The 15,423-nt window shown below is 67.3% G+C and carries 11 protein-coding genes; 5 read left to right on the top strand and 6 right to left on the bottom strand.

The genetic code is table 11. From position 1 onward, the window contains the following. The first annotated feature begins 71 nt into the window (after positions 1 to 71). The gene (locus WC729_RS20070) at positions 72 to 2,945 is read left to right on the top strand and encodes a CHAT domain-containing protein (protein WP_372856093.1); all 2,874 of its coding nucleotides are present in this window, start codon (positions 72 to 74) and stop codon (positions 2,943 to 2,945) included. 211 nt (positions 2,946 to 3,156) lie between these two features. Here the strand turns inward: WC729_RS20070 and WC729_RS20065 are convergent, their stop codons facing one another. From WC729_RS20065 to rhmD, 6 genes are all read right to left on the bottom strand, one after another. After that, entirely contained in the window at positions 3,157 to 4,758 is a 1,602-nt protein-coding gene (locus WC729_RS20065; RefSeq protein ID WP_372856091.1) for a glycoside hydrolase 43 family protein, read from the bottom strand. Further along, positions 4,755 to 5,813, bottom strand: coding sequence for an L-rhamnose/proton symporter RhaT (gene rhaT, locus WC729_RS20060; RefSeq protein WP_372856089.1), 1,059 nt, complete (start codon positions 5,811 to 5,813; stop codon positions 4,755 to 4,757). Before rhaT ends, WC729_RS20065 begins: the two co-directional genes overlap by 4 nt. Before the next feature lie 177 nt (positions 5,814 to 5,990). Then, the gene (locus tag WC729_RS20055; protein ID WP_372856087.1) at positions 5,991 to 6,881 is read right to left on the bottom strand and encodes an amidohydrolase; all 891 of its coding nucleotides are present in this window, start codon (positions 6,879 to 6,881) and stop codon (positions 5,991 to 5,993) included. Between the two features lie 59 nt (positions 6,882 to 6,940). Then, positions 6,941 to 7,690, bottom strand: coding sequence for an SDR family NAD(P)-dependent oxidoreductase (locus WC729_RS20050; RefSeq protein ID WP_372856085.1), 750 nt, complete (start codon positions 7,688 to 7,690; stop codon positions 6,941 to 6,943). Then, positions 7,687 to 8,553, bottom strand: a complete 867-nt coding sequence (locus WC729_RS20045; protein ID WP_372856083.1) for a fumarylacetoacetate hydrolase family protein — start codon at positions 8,551 to 8,553, stop codon at positions 7,687 to 7,689. Before WC729_RS20045 ends, WC729_RS20050 begins: the two co-directional genes overlap by 4 nt. Positions 8,554 to 8,565: 12 nt before the next feature. Beyond that, positions 8,566 to 9,750, bottom strand: a complete 1,185-nt coding sequence (gene rhmD, locus WC729_RS20040; protein WP_372856081.1) for an L-rhamnonate dehydratase — start codon at positions 9,748 to 9,750, stop codon at positions 8,566 to 8,568. A gap of 176 nt (positions 9,751 to 9,926) precedes the next feature. Between rhmD and WC729_RS20035 the strand changes: the two genes are divergently transcribed. From WC729_RS20035 to WC729_RS20020, 4 genes are read left to right on the top strand one after another with little or no spacing between them, the layout of a single operon-like run. After that, positions 9,927 to 10,772, top strand: a complete 846-nt coding sequence (locus WC729_RS20035; RefSeq protein WP_372856079.1) for an IclR family transcriptional regulator — start codon at positions 9,927 to 9,929, stop codon at positions 10,770 to 10,772. A 17-nt stretch (positions 10,773 to 10,789) separates the two neighbouring features. After that, positions 10,790 to 11,551, top strand: coding sequence for an SDR family NAD(P)-dependent oxidoreductase (locus WC729_RS20030; protein ID WP_372856077.1), 762 nt, complete (start codon positions 10,790 to 10,792; stop codon positions 11,549 to 11,551). An 11-nt stretch (positions 11,552 to 11,562) separates the two neighbouring features. Continuing rightward, positions 11,563 to 13,047 carry a UxaA family hydrolase gene (locus WC729_RS20025; RefSeq protein ID WP_372856075.1) on the top strand — a complete coding sequence of 495 codons (1,485 nt, stop codon included), beginning with the start codon at positions 11,563 to 11,565 and terminating at the stop codon, positions 13,045 to 13,047. Continuing rightward, on the top strand, positions 13,044 to 15,254 hold the full coding sequence (locus tag WC729_RS20020) for a hypothetical protein (RefSeq protein WP_372856073.1): 2,211 nt from the start codon (positions 13,044 to 13,046) through the stop codon (positions 15,252 to 15,254). The genes WC729_RS20025 and WC729_RS20020 overlap by 4 nt, the downstream gene beginning before the upstream one ends. Positions 15,255 to 15,423: the final 169 nt, after the last annotated feature.

Raw genomic sequence — 15,423 nt, 5'->3', positions numbered from 1 at the left:
ACTCGCTGTTGCGGAGGCGGCGGCCTTCCCGGGGGTCGCATCCTGTCAGCCGCCGACGACGGAGGGGGATGATGATTCGTTTCGGATCGGGGCGCGGGGCCGCGCTCGCTCTCGTCATGCTCGCCACGCCGCTCGCCGCGCAGACGGTGGCGCCCGACAAGGTCGCCAGGCTGGAGACGATGAAGAAGGCGGCCGACGCGCTCGACGAAGGGGCCGATCCGGCCGCCTATCGCAAGGCATGGGATGCGGTGGTCGCCTATGCCGCCTCGATCTATCCCGCCGGCCATCCCGAAATCGCGGCGGCTGAGGGCGAACTCGTCACTGCCGACTATCTCCAGGGCGATATCAAGGGCGCGCTCACACGCTCGCGGGACCTGATCGCACGGCTGAAGCTGGGCGGCCCCGCCTATGCGACGCGCGTGACCGATCTCATGAACGGCGAGTTCGTCATCCTGATGACGCTCGGCCGGCATGACGAGGCGCGTATCGTCGGCGCCGAGGTGCTGGAACGGCGCACAGCCCAATATGCGGGCAGGGCGCATGTCGAAGTGGGCGCCGCTTATTCGAACTATGCCAATGCCGAGTTCGAGTTCGGCAACTACGACCGCGCGATCGAGCTGTCGCGCCGCGCCGTCGCGGAGGCGAAAAGGCTTCAGCCGATCCCGCCCAACGCCGCTTTGTGGATGTCGAACCTGCCGATCTATCTCGGCGCGGCCGGGCGCATCGAGGAAGCGATCGAGGCGGCGCGGACCACCGCGACCGACATGGAGGCGATCCTGCCGCCGGGCCACCCGTTCCTGTCGGCCGATCTCAACACCCTGGCGCGGCTTCAGCTCCAGCTCGGTCGGGCATCGGAGGCCGAGACGACGGCGCGCCGCGCGGTCGACATGGCGGTCGCCCGTTTCGGCGAGAAGCAGCAGACCGCCAATTACATGAGCACGCTCGCCACGGCCCTGCTCAACCAGGGCAAGGTCGAGGAGGGACGTACCGTCGCGGAAGCAGCGGTGCGTATCCTGGCAAAGGATCTTGGTGCCGAGGCGGACCGGACCCTGATCGCGCGCGAGACGGTCGCCGCAGCGCAGGCCGCATCGGGCGACCGGGCCGGCGCGCTCGCCACCCAGCGCGAAGTCGCCGAGATCCGCGCGCGGAAATTCCCGCCGCATCACCGCGACCGGATCGGCGGCGGGGACCGGATGGCGGTGCAGGCACTGAAGCTGGGCGCGATCGCGGATGCGCGCACGGCCCAGGCCGAGGCGCAGCGACTGCGCCACCTGATCCTGCCGCCCGAGGATATCTCGACCCTGGTCGGCGAGGCGCGGCTGGGCGCGATCGAGGTGCGCGGCGGCGACGCGGCGGGCGGTCTTGCCCGGGCGCGGGCGGCGGCCCTTGCGGTGGACGGGCGCCTGCGCCAGCTGCTCGCCACCGGCAGCTATCGCACCGGGCAGGACCTCGACGCGCGGTCGGCCTATGGCTGGGCGCTCGATGCGGCGCTTGGCGCGAACGATCCGGACCTCGCCTTTCGCCTTGCCCAGCGCGTCACGATGAACTCGGCCGGGCGCGCGGCGAGCGAGGCGGCAGCGCGGTCCGGCGCGACTGATCCCGCATTCGCCACGCTGTTGCGCGACCGCCAGGACAGCGCGATCGAGCTGGAACGGCTGCTCGACCGGCAGGTCCGCCTCGCCGGACGCGGTGCCGACGCCGCCGCGGTCGAGCAGATGGCGGTGGAGCGGCGCACGCTGGCGGCGCGGCTCGAGCAGCGCACCGCTGCGCTTCGGGCGCGGGCGCCCGATTTCGTCGCGAGCGAACTGGCCGATCCCTTGTCGCTTGCGGCGGTGCAGGCCGGGCTCGGCAAGGACGAGGCGCTGTTCGTCGCGGCGGTAGGTGAGCAGCGTACCGGCCTGTTTCTCGTGACGCGGGACCGGGTAACCATGGCCTCGGGCGAACAGGGTGGGGAAGCGATCAACCGCGAGGTCGCCCGGTTGCGCGCCAGCCTTGCCCCCGATGCGACCGCCCCGTTCGATTTCGCCTCGTCGGGCAGACTGCATGCGATCCTGTTCCCCAAGGCGATCGGGGCAGCGATGGCTGGCAAGCGCCGCGTGCTGATCGCGGCCAATGCCGGGCTCGGGGCGTTGCCCTTCGCCGCGCTCGCCCCGGCGCGCGCCGGTCAATCGCTGCGCACGACGCGCTGGCTGGTCCGCGACCATGCGCTGGTCACGCTGCCGTCGATCGCGGCGGTGACGGCAAAGCGCGAGACGGCACCGCAGGGCCGGCCGGCGCAGTTCGTCGCGATCGGCGCACCCCTGCTTGCGGCCCCCGCGACGGGCGGTGCCCCGGCCTTCCGGTCGGCCGGTATGGCCCGGGAGGTTCAGGAACTGCCTGCCCTGCCGGCGACCGAGCCGGAGTTACGCGCGCTCGGTATCGCGCTCGATGCGCGGGAGCAACGCGTCCTGACCGGCGCCGGCGCGACCGAGGCGGCGATCCGGGCGCTTGATTTCGGCCATGCCGGCGTGGTGGCCTTCGCGACGCACGGGCTGGTAGCGGGCGAGCTGGACGGGCTGGAGGAACCGGCGCTGGTGGTGACGCCGGGCGGTGACGATGACGGACTGCTGACCGCCAGCGAGATCATGAAGCTGCGTATCGACGCCGCCTGGGTGGTGCTCTCCGCCTGCAATACCGCGGCCGGCGGCAGCGCGGACGATGGCGGGCTGACCGGCCTGGCCCGTGCCTTCCTGCATGCCGGCGGGCGCAATTTGCTGGTGTCGCATTGGGCCGTCCGCGACGATGCGGCGGCCTATCTCTCGGTCGAGACGGTCAAGCGTTACGGTGCCGGGGCGGACCCGGCCGAGGCGTTGCGCCGGGCGATGCTCGGCATGATCGACGGGAAGCCGGTCGCCGGGTCGGACCAGCCGGTCAACTGGGCGCCGTTCGTCTTCGTGGGGCGCTGACGCCAAAAGTGGAGCGCCGCCCGATGTTCTGGGCGGCGCTCCCGAACGGGGTCTGCATGGGGTCGCGTCACGCAGATCCCGGCCGAACCGGTGGCGCGACCGGGTTTCCCCTTGCGCCGATGCAAAGGGTTATGCCGGGAAGGGGCGGTTCAGCCCAATGACATGACCTGTCGGGTGCGTGACAAAGCCCGACAGGAATGGCGTAAATTTCCTATTCGGCCTTTGCAGGCAATCGCTCGACCCGGAACCAGTCGGCATCGATCCAGCCGCGCGCGCTTCCCGGCGCAGCGCGGCTGAAGCTGAACAGGGCCGGGCGCGATCCCTTCCACCAGGAGAAGCGCGCGAGCTGAATGGCACTGCCCATCGGGGTAAAGGTCTTGCCGTCGAGGCTGTAGCTGTAGCGGACCGTCTGCTCGATCCCGACCTCGGCGCGCAACTCGATCGCCTTTGCTGCAATGGCTGGACCCGGCGTCTCATCGCCTTCGGTGGCGAGCGTGACGTGCGCCGCACCCTTGTCGCGCACCACCCCGATCCAGCTCGGGCGGACGCCGAACAGGGCGAGACCGGCGCGCTGGCCGTCCTTCATCCCCGTAATGTCGATCCTGGTGGTCATGCGGCTAGGGCCCTGCAGGATCTGGGTCAGCGTGTTGCGCGCCGTGACGAGATGCTCGGCAGGGCCGGCGCTCAGGCGGAGATAGCCCGGGCGTTTGGTCAGGCTCCAGGCGCTGTCGTCGGGATTGTGGTTCCACTCCCATTGCACACCGAGCTTCGCGTCCGAGAACTCGTCCGAATCCTGCAGCCGGTCGCGGGTCGGCGGGCTCCCCGTGTCGGGCATGGCATGAGAGGCGACCGGCTGGCCGCTGGTCTTGCCGGGGATCGGATCGCCCATCACCGGCCAGTCATCGACCCATTTGACCGGTTCGAGATGCACGATGCGCCCGAACGCACCGGTCGAGTTGAAATGCGCGAACCAGCCCTGGCCCGAGGGGGTCTCGACCCAACCGCCCTGGTGCGGCCCTTCGAGTTTGGTCGAGCCCTGTTCGAGCACGACGCGCTGTTCATAGGGTCCCCGGATATTGCGTGATCGCAGTGCGACCTGAGCGCCTTTCTCCACGCCCCCGAAGGGTGCGAAGATATAATAATAGCCGTTGCGCTTGTAGAATTTGGGCCCTTCGAGGATCGGCAGATTGACCTTGTCCTCAACGATCACTTCGCCCGCATCGAGCACGCGCGTCCCGTCCGCGCTCATCCGGTGAAGGATCAGCGGCCCGGCGCCATGGCGCGAATGGACCAGCCACGCCTGGCCGTCATCGTCCCAGAAAGGGCAGGGATCCTCCAGCATCTTCTGGTCGATCACCTTGACCGGCGCGCTCCACGGCCCTTCCGCGCGCGTCGCGGTCGCCATGAACACGCCTTCGTCGATCGTCGCCCAATAGACGTAGAATTTGCCCGCATGATGCCGGATCGACGGCGCCCAGACGCCGCCGGCATAACGCGTGCCGCCGACCGGCTTGGAGATCTTGTCGGTCAGCATGTGCGGGCCGGGCATGTCATATTCGGGCGCGAAGGGCAGTTTCGGCAGGACATGGCCGATGATCGTCCAGTGGACGAGATCGCGCGACTTCAGGATCGGAATGCCCGGCGAGAAATGGAAGCTCGAGGCAATCAGATAATAGTCGCGGCCGACCCGGATCATGTCCGGATCCGAATAATCCGCGAACAGGATCGGGTTGGTATAGCTCGCCTGCGGGGCCGCAGCGCCGGCCAGCGACGCGATCAGCCCGGCGGCCGCGAAGGAAAGAACAAGCCTCATAACGCGAGGCTGTTGCCGTACCCGATGACGATCGTGGCGAGCACCAGCAGCCCGACGCCACCCCATACCGTCGCCCGGACGCGCGGTGCGGCATCCTTCCACTCGCGAAAGGCAAAGCCCCAGAGCGTGCCGAAGATGATGATCGACGCCATGTGCAAGGTCCAGGACGAGAAGCCGAAGCGCCCCATCTGGCTCTCGCCCATGGTGTAGAAGAAGAACTGGAAATACCATGCCGTGCCCGCGACCGCGCAGAGCAGGAAATTGACCAGCAACGGTGCGCCGACCGCTTCGCCGCCACCGACCCATTGGCTGGCGCTGCGGTTCTTCACGATCAGATACGTACACCAGATTGCGTTGGTGATGAGTCCACCGAACATGACGAGGCACAGGATCGGCAGGCCGGTCCAGAGCGGTCCGGTGCCGGCCGCGGCCGACAGCGCCTTGATCGGCTCGCCCGCGGCGAGGCCGAAGGCGAAGCAGGAGGACATGATGCCGGAAAAGACCGCGACCGCGATGCCCTTGCGGAAATCGAACTCGGCGACCGCGGCCGCCTTCTGCTCGGGCGAGAGCGCGGCGTCCTTGCGCGCGCCGGCCATGGCGACGACGATGATGCCGGCCATGGTGATGAGGAGGCCGAGCAGGACGATGTTGCCGCTCGGCGTGTCGAGCAGCTTGGCGGCGAAATCGCCCTGGAACAGCGGCGGGATCAACGTGCCGAACACGGTGCAAAGCCCCAGCACCACCGCCATGCCGAGCGACAGGCCGAGATAGCGCATGGTGAGGCCGTAGGTCAGGCCGCCAAAGCCCCAGAGCATGCCGAAGACGATCGGCCAGACGATCACCGGGGTCGGCGCGGCGCCGAGCACGCCGAGCAGGTCGTTGGTCTGGATGCTCGCGAAGAACCACGGCGCGAGCAGCCAGGAGAAGATGCCGCCGGTCAGCCAGTAAATCTCCCACGACCAGCGCTTCACCGCGCGATAGGGGACATAGAAGCTGGCCGAGGACAGCCCGCCCAGCCAGTGGAACAGGACGCCGAGCAGCGGATTCGCGTTCATGTGGTTCTCCCGGTGGCCTGGCTGGCCGATCCATAAATCATCGTTGTGCCAACCTCCGTGCTTCCCCGGCGAAGGCCGGGGTCCAGTCGGGAGACAGAAGGGAACGGGCGGCGCACGTCGCCGCCAACGTCCCTCAACTGGGCCCCGGCCTTCGCCGGGGAAAGAAGGGTGGGGGTGCTAAACATCCAGCCCAAGCCGATAAATCCGGTTGGCATTGCGCGCGAACAGCGCGCGCTGTTCGTCCTCGCTGAAATCCGCGATCGCGTCCGCCAGCGCGTCCAGGGTCGTGTCGAAATCGGCGAACAACCGGTCGGTCGGAAAATTGCTCGCGATCATCGCCCGGTCGGTGCCGAAAATGTCGATCGCCTCGCGCACCCGGTCGCGCACCGCGCCCGCGGCGAAAGGCCGATAGACGAAGCCGAGGCCGGAGATCTTGATCGACACATGCGGCAGCGCCGCGATCGTCTTCATCGCCGCGCGCCAGCTCTTATCGCCATCGACGCCCATGCCGGTGTGGTTGACGATCACCGGCGTCCCGGGATGCCGCTCGATCAGCCGGGCAAGGCCGGCGAACTGGTCGGGATAGGCCTGGAGGTCGAACGACAGGCCATATTTCGCCAGCAGCCCGAACCCGCGCGCCCAGGCTTCGTCGCCGGTCACGTCCCGCGCGGTGTAGGTGCGGTTCGGGTCGCTGTGCCAGTTCACGATATGCCGGATGCCGCGCACGTTGCGCCGGCGCGCATGGTCCGCCAGCAGCGCCTCGACGCTCGGATCGTCCAGCGCGGCATTGGCGACGATGCCGTTCGGCATGCCGCGTTCGTCCGCCAGGTCCTGCAGCCAGTCGGTCTCGCCGAGCGGATTTGCGGCGCCGGCATCGAGATGCACCATCCCGACGACATTCCAGCTAGCGGCCTCGGCCAGATAATCGTCGAGCAGCTGGTTGCGCGCGATCCCTTGCGTATTCCCGTTGGGCCCGCTGTCCGCGAAGGGCGGCGACAGCCACGCATAACGATCCCGGGACAGGTCCCAGAGATGCACATGCGGGTCGATGAACGGCAGGTCGCGCACTATATTCCTCTCCCGTGGCCGCGCGGGCTCTTGCCGGTCGCGGGGCTGGCCGAAAACGATCAGAAAGTGGTCCGCCCCCCGGAGGTGTCGAAGGTCGACGCGGTGGTGAAGCTGCATTCCTCGGAGGCCATGAAGCAGACCATTGCCGCGGTCTCCCGCACTTCGCCGAGCCGGCCCATCGGGATCTTCGACAGCATATACTCGACCTGACTCTTGGGGAGCTGTTCGAGGATCGGGCTTTCGAAGGTCGCCGGGGTCACCGCATTGGCGATCACGCCGCGCGTCGCGAGTTCCTTGCCGAGCGACTTGGTCAGCCCGATCACCGCGGCCTTGGACGCCGAATAGGCCGAGGCATTGGGATTGCCTTCCTTGCCCGCGACCGAGGAGACGTTGACGATCCGGCCATAGCCGTTCGCCACCATGTGCGGCACCACGGCACGGCAGCAATAGAACAGGCCGTTGAGATTGACGTCGATCACGCTCAGCCAGCTGTCGATCGGATAGGTATCGACCGGTGCGGTCGCGCCGGTGATGCCGGCCGAGTTCACCAGGATGTCGATATGGCCGAGCAGGCTCATGGTCTCTTCGGTCGCGCGCTCCACGGCGGCATTGTCGGCGACGTTGAAGGGGATGGCGGCGACCGCGCCGACATCCTCCTTCGCTTCGGCCGCCCAGTCGGCGTGGAGATCCCACAATATCACGCGACCGCCCTCGGCGACGATGCGGCGCGCGACCTCGCGGCCGAGCCCCGATGCGCCGCCGGTGACGACCGCAGTCCTTCCGTCGAATCGTCCGGAATAAAAGGTCACGCAGCGGCTCCGTTCGGGTTCCATGCCACCACGTCCTGGCGCTGCCGGCCGAGCTTCTCGATGCCGAGCTCGATCACGTCGCCCGCCTTGAGGTACCAGGGAGCCGGCTTCTGCCCCATGCCGACGCCCTTGGGCGTGCCGGTGGTGATGATGTCGCCGGGCTCCAAGGTCAGGAACTCGCTGACATAGGAAACCAGCTTCGCCACGCCGAAGATCATCGTGCTGCTGCTGCCGTCCTGGACGCGCTTGCCGTTGACCTCCAGCCACATGCCGAGCGACTGCACGTCGCCGACCTCGTCCTTCGTTACCAGCCAGGGGCCGACCGGACCGAAGGTGTCGCAACCCTTGCCCTTGTCCCAGGTGCCGCCGCGTTCGAGCTGATAGGCGCGCTCCGACACGTCGTTGATCGTGCAATATCCCGCGACATGGTCGAGCGCCTTGTCCTCGGTGACATAGGAAGCGCGCGTGCCGATCACGACGCCCAGCTCGACTTCCCAGTCGGTCTTTTCGGAGCCGCGCGGGATCATCACCGGATCGTTCGGGCCCTGCAGGCAGGAGATCGCCTTGGTGAAGAAGATCGGCTCGGGCGGCTCGGGCAGGTTGGATTCCGCGGCATGCTCGGCGAAATTCAGGCCGATCGCGATGAATTTTCGCGTGCCGGCAACGGGCACGCCATAACGCGGCGATCCATCGACCAGCGGCAGCGAGGCCGGGTCGATCGCAGCGAGCCTGGCGAGGCCGGCGGACGAAATTTCGGCGGCGCCGATGTCGGTCACATGGGCGGAAAGGTCGCGGATATTCCCGTCGCTATCGATCAGACCGGGCTTTTCCTGGCCGACGGGGCCGTAACGCAGCAATTTCATGGGGAGGATTCCTCAGTGAGTATAAGGGCGGTGGAGCGGGATATCGCGGTTGAGCTCCACACCAAAGCCCGGTTTGTCGAGCGCGGACGCGCGGATTCGGCCCTTTTCGGGGATGGGTTCGCCGAGCAGTTGCGGCGCGAACATCGGCACCAGCTCGGTCGGCCCCGGATGCATCATCAGGAACTCGGCGAACGGGCTGTTATGCCGGGTGATGACGAAGTGATAGGAATAGACCGAAGATCCGTGCGGCACGACCATCTTGCCCGCCGCATCGGCCAGCGCGGAGATCTTGAGCAGCTCGGTCACCCCACCGCACCAGCCGACATCGGGCTGGATGATGTCGCAGCAATCCATTTCGAGCAGCATGCGGAAGCCCCAGCGCGTCGCCTCATGCTCGCCGGTGGTGACCAGCATGCCCTTGGGCACGTTGCGCTTCAGTTCGGCATAGCCCCAATAATCGTCGGGGCTGATCGCTTCCTCGATCCATTTCAGGCCGTGTTCGTGTGCACGAATGGCGAGCCGGGTGGCGTAGTTGACGTCGAGCGCCATCCAGCAATCGAGCATCAGCCAGAAATCGGGCCCGCATTTCGCGCGCATGTCGGCGAGCGCGGCGATGTTCTTGTCGAGCCCTTCCTCCCCCTCGGCCGGGCCGTGGTGGAGGGGCAGCTTGCCGCCGATGAATCCCATCTCCTTTGCCAGATCGGGCCGCGCACCGGTAGCGTAGAATTGCAGCTCGTCGCGCACCGCGCCGCCGAGCAGATGATAGACCGGCTCCTGACGCAGCCGCCCGAGCAGGTCCCACAAGGCGAGATCGACGCCGGAGATGGCGTTCACCACCAGCCCCTTGCGGCCATAATATTGAGTCGAGAAGTACATCTGGTCCCAGATCTTCTCGTACTCGGTGGGCGAGCGGCCTTCGAGGAAGCGGGCGAGATGCTTCTCCACGATGAAGGCCGCGGGCTCGCCGCCGGTCGTGACCGCGAAACCGATCGTGCCGTCGTCCGCTTCGATCTCGACCACCAGGGTGCCGAGCACGTTGATGCCGAAACTGCGCCGCGACTGGCGATATTCGGGATAGCGGCTCATCGGCGTGGCGATGTGATCGTCGATCCAGTGGCCGTCGCCCTGGTCGTGATAATCGGCGCCGCCGCCGCGCAGCACGAAGGCGCGGACATGCTTGATGCGGGGCAGGGTCATGCGGGCTCCACCGACAAACAAGCGCGCACCGTGTCGAGGATAGCTATAGGCACGGCGTACCAGCATTTGGTACGCAGCAATGCCGCCGAAAGCGGATCAGATAACACGCCCCTCGCCTTCCTCTCTCGCGTTTTACCGCTTGATAAATTCCAGAATATGGGAAAGAATATTATTAGATGAGAAACGCCCCGTCAAATGCTGATTTGGCCGAAAAATCGGCTGACGCGACCGGCGATGCCAAATCCCAGCCCGGCAGCCAGACGCTGTTGCGCGGCCTGGACGTGATCGACGCGGTCATCGATGGCCCGATCACGCTGGCCGATCTCGCCGCCAGGCTCGGCCTCACCCGCTCGACCACGCACCGGCTGGCGACTGCGCTGATCGACCGGCGCTACCTCACCTTCGTGCCGCGGCTCGGCTATCATTTCGGGCCCAAGCTGCTCGAACTCGGTTTCCATGCGCAGCAGCAAACCGATCTCGTCCAGGTCGCCCGGCCGCATCTCGAGGATCTCGCCGCCGCGACCGAGGATACCGTCCATCTCGGCGTGCTCGACAGCGAACGCGCGCTCTATCTCGACAAAATCCCCGGCCGTCGCCGCGTCGAGATCAGCAGCCGTGTGGGCGATCGCCAGCCGCTTACGTCGACCGGCCTCGGCAAGGCGCTGCTGCTCGACGACAATGACCGGCACTGGCGCAAGCTGTTCGAGGAGGATCAGGCCGCGGGCTCCCCGCCCGCTGATTATGCGGTCTGGGAGGAACGGATGCGCGATTATGTCACCGTCGGCCGCGCCTTCGATCTGGAAGAGAATGAGGATCTGATCCGCTGTGTCGCGGCGCCGATCCGCGGCGTCAGCGGGCAGATCGTCGCAGCGATCAGCGTGTCGAGCGCCGCGCAATATATGGCGGACGATCGCATGCAGGCGCTGTCGGACGATGTCCGCGCTACGGCGATGGCGGTCAGCCGGGATCTCGGCTGGTCCGAAGGCGCCATCCGCCGCCCCCCGCCGCGGTCGCGTCGATAGAGCGATAGGAGAGGTTCGTGCTGCTTCAGGGCAAGACAATGCTCGTCACCGGCGGGTCGGCGGGGATCGGGCGCGCCGCCGCGGTCGGCGCCGCGCGGCACGGCGCCGATGTGGCGATCAACTATCTGCACGACGATGAAGGCGCGGCGAGCTGCGTCGCCGAGATCGAGGCGCTGGGCCGCCGGGCCTTCGCGCTGCACGGCGACGTGGCCGATCCGGAGACGGCGAACTCTTTTGTCGACAGCGCGGTGGCCGCGCTCGGCAAGGTCGATATCTTCGTCAACAATGCCGGCATCTGCCCGTTCCACGCCTTTCTCGACATGCCGGTCGAGACGTTCGAGCGGACGATGAGGGTCAATCTCCACGGCGCCTATTTCATGGTGCAGGCAGCGGCGAACCGCATGGTCGCGCAAGGCCATGGCGGGTCGATCGTCGCGGTCTCGTCGATCTCGGCGCTGGTCGGCGGCGAGTATCAGACGCACTACACGCCGACCAAGGCGGGGGTGCATTCGCTGATGCAGTCCGCCGCGATCGCGCTCGGCCGCCACGGCATCCGCTGCAATTCGGTGCTGCCCGGCACGATCCTCACTGACATCAACAAGGACGATCTCGCCGATCCGGCCAAGCGCGCCTATATGGAAGGGCGCATCCCGCTGGGCCGGCTCGGCCAGCCCGACGATCTTGCCGGGCCGATCGTCTTCCTCGCTTCCGATCTCGCGCACTATGTGACCGGGGCGGCTTTGCTGGTCGACGGCGGCGCGTTCGTGAACCTGCAATAAGGCGTGATTGAATGACCCTGTCGCTGTTCCGTATCGATCCCCGGGACGGGGTTGCCACCGCGCTCCACGATCTGGACGCCGGCACCGTTGCGACGGTCGGCGATGTCGAGGTGACCTTGCCGCAGGCGATCGGGCGCGGCCACAAGGTCGCGCTGCAGGCGCTTCATGCCGGCGATCCGGTGTTGAAGTTCGGTTTCCCGATCGGCGTCGCCACGGCCGAGATCGCGCCGGGCGAACATGTCCATGTCCATAATGTCTCGACCGCGCTCGCGACGAGCGACGACTATGTCTGGCGCCCGCATGTGCGTCAGGCGGAGATCGTGGTGCCCGCGACGGGTTTCGCCGGCTATCGCCGCGCCGATGGTCGGGTCGGCACGCGCAACGAGATCTGGATCATCCCGACGGTCGGCTGTGTCGGCCGCACCGCGCAGAAGATCGCCGAGATCGCCGGGCGCCGCCATGCCGATCGCATCGACGGCGTGCTCGCGCTGGCGCACCCGTTCGGCTGCTCGCAGCTCGGCGACGATCTGGACGGCACCCGCTCGATCCTCGCCGCGCTCGCCGCGCATCCCAATGCCGGCGGCGTGCTGCTGGTCGGGCTCGGCTGCGAATCCAACCAGCTCGACCGGTTGCTGAAGGAGATCGATCCGGCGCTGCACGGCAAGATCCGCAGCGTCGCCGCGCAGTTCGCCGGCGACGAGATCGAGGAAGGCCTGACGCTGGTCGACGAACTGGTCGAGGAAGCGGCCAAGATCCAACGGACGCAGGTGCCCTTGTCGGATCTCGTGCTCGGCGTGAAATGCGGCGGCTCGGACGGCTTTTCGGGCCTCACCGCCAACCCGCTGGTCGGCCGGATGAGCGACGCGGTGACGCGCGCGGGCGGCACCGCGATCCTGACCGAGATCCCCGAGATCTTCGGTGCCGAGCAATTGCTGATGGACCGCGCCGCGGACGAGCAGGTGTTCGACGGCATCGGGGCGCTGGTCAACGATTTCAAACGCTATTTCACCGAGCATGGCGAGCCCGTCTCGGAGAACCCGTCGCCCGGCAACATCGCCGGCGGCATCACCACGCTCGAAGAGAAGTCGCTCGGCGCGGTCCAGAAGGCCGGGCACGCGACCGTCACCGACGTCCGCCATTATGGCGAGCAGGTGCGCCGTACAGGGCTGACCCTGCTCGAAGCGCCCGGCAATGACGCGGTGTCCTCGACCGCGTTGACCGCGGCGGGCGCGACGATCATCCTGTTCACCACCGGGCGCGGCACCCCGCTCGGTTTCCCCGCGCCGACGATCAAGATCGCCTCCAACACGCCGCTCGCCGAGCGCAAACCCAACTGGATCGATTTCGACGCCGGGCAAGTGCTCGAAAAGGGCATGGACCAGGCCGCCGACGCGCTACTCGACACGGTCCGCGCCATCGCTTCGGGCAGGCAGACCGCGTCCGAACGAAACGGCGAGCGCGAGATCGCGATCTGGAAGCGGGGTGTCACCCTTTGAAGGGTTTCTGGCTGGCCGCGTTGGCGCTGCTCGCGGGCGCGCCGGCCACCGCGCAACCGATCGACCGGCTGGCGCTGGTCAAGCGTCACGACGTGACGCTGACCAAGGTCGATCCGCATGCCCCGCTGATGCTCGGCAATGGCAGCATCGGCTTCACCGCCGACATCACCGGGCTGCAGACCTTCCCCGACCAATATGCGAAGACCGCGCCGCTGCTGACCATGGCGCAATGGGCGTGGCACAGCTTCCCCAACCCGCATGGCTATACCGAGGCGAACGGGCTGGTGCAGGTGCCCGTGCCCGGCGGCGGCACCCAGCCCTATTCGTACATGCGGGATTTCGACCTGCTGAAGACCAATCCGTCTCTGGTCTGGCTGCGCGAGAATCCGCATCGCTTCTCGCTCGGCCGCATCGCGCTGGCGCTGAAGGGCAGGGACGGCAAGCCCGCCCGGTTCGAGGCGCTGTCCGCCACCCGCCAGCATCTCGACCTTTGGACCGGGGCGCTCTCGAGCAGCTTCCGTTTCGAAGGCCAGCCGGTGGCGGTGACGACGCGTGTCCATCCCGATCGCGATATGGTGGTGGTCGAGATCCGCTCGCCGCTGGTCGCGAGCGGCCGGATCGGCGTGGACGTCCGCTATCCCGGCGTGTCGCGGAACCTCAATCCCGATCCGTCGGATTATGGCGACGCGGCGGACCGCAAGACATTGGTCCTCGCCCGCGGTCCCGGCTCGCTCATGCTGAGCAACCGGATCGACGACACTGTCTATTATTCAACCATCGCCGCGACCGGCGCGACGGTCTCCCAGGCCGGGCAGCAAGAAGTCCATGTCGCCGCCCGGCGCGGCGACCGGCTGGTGGTGTTCGTCAGCTTCGACCGGACCCGCAAACCCGCGCCCCGCACCGATTATGCCGCCGCCACCGCCGCCGTCTCGAAGCATTGGCGCGACTACTGGTCGACAGGCGGCATGATCGACTTCAGCGGCAGCACCGATCCGCGCGCGCCGGAACTCGAACGCCGCATCTTGCTCTCGCAATATCTCGCGGCGATCAACCAGGCGGGCGATGTGCCGCCGCAGGAGGAGGGGCTGTTCTCCAACAGCTGGAACGGCAAGTTCCACCTCGAGGTGCATCCCTGGCACGCCGGGCATTTCGCGCTCTGGGGACGGCCGGCGCTGCTCGAACGCTCCATGGCCTGGTATCTCGATCGCCTGCCCCAGGCGAAAGCGGAGGCAGCGCGCCACGGCGTGCTGGGCGCGTGGTGGACCAAGATGTCGGGGCCGGAAGGGCGCAACAGCCCCAGCCCGATCAACCCCTTCATCATGTGGCAGCAGCCGCACCCGATCTACATGGCGGAACTGCTTTATCGCGCGCATCCCGATGCCACGACGCTCGCCCGCTATGGCGAACTGGTCGACCAGACCGCGCGGCTGCTCGCCACCTGGCCGCGCTGGGATGCGGCGGGCAAGCGCTTCGTGCTCGGCCCGCCGATCATCCCGGTGCAGGAAAATCACGATCCGATGACGACGATGAACCCGGCGTACGAAGTCGAATATTTCCGCTGGGGGCTGAAGACCGCCCAGGCCTGGCGCGAGCGGCGTGGCCTGAAGCGCGTCGCCGACTGGGACAAAGTGATCGACCTGCTCGGCCCGGTGCCGCAGCGCGACGGCCTCTATCTCCCGGTCGAGAGCGAACCCGATTTCTGGAAGAAAGTGTCCTCGCCCGAATGCCGGCGCAACGCGATCGGGCATGATTGCCTCAACCGCGACCACCCCTCCTTCCTGATGGCCTATGGCGCGATCGGCGGCGACCATGTCGATCCCGAGACGATGCGCCGCACGCTCCGCGCGGTCGAGTCCGATTGGGATCTGCGCCAGACCTGGGGCTGGGACTTTCCGATGATCGCGATGACCGCGGCGCGGCTCGGCGAGCCGGAAAAGGCGATCGACTGGCTGTTCCGCGATACCGCGAACAACCAATGGGGCGTCAGCGGCATGACTCCGCGCGCCGGCTTCGATCCGGCCGTGAAGAGCGGCCCCGACGGCCCCGGCTATGCCCGCGTCGCCGACACCTATTTCCCCTCCAATGGCGGCTTGTTGCTGGTCACCGGCATGATGGCGGCCGGCTGGGACGGTTCGACCGGCCCGGCGCCGGGCTTCCCGAAGCAGGGATGGCGCGTGCGTGTCGAGGGCATCCGTCCGCTTCCCTGATCCCCGGCACCCGATCCGCGCACCTGTGTCCCGCGGGACACGCAATTCCATCTTTTGAACACGCGTCCCAAAGCGTCGCGAATCGCGATTGACGCCTTACTTCTCATTCTGTAATATGCAGTCCCACAATATGAGAAATACTGACGTTCCAAAATGGTAGCGCTACCTC

The sequence above is a fragment of the Sphingomonas sp. genome, assembly GCF_041661825.1.
Lineage (GTDB): Bacteria > Pseudomonadota > Alphaproteobacteria > Sphingomonadales > Sphingomonadaceae > Sphingomonas.
This window is presented reverse-complemented; position numbering and strand designations above follow the sequence as displayed.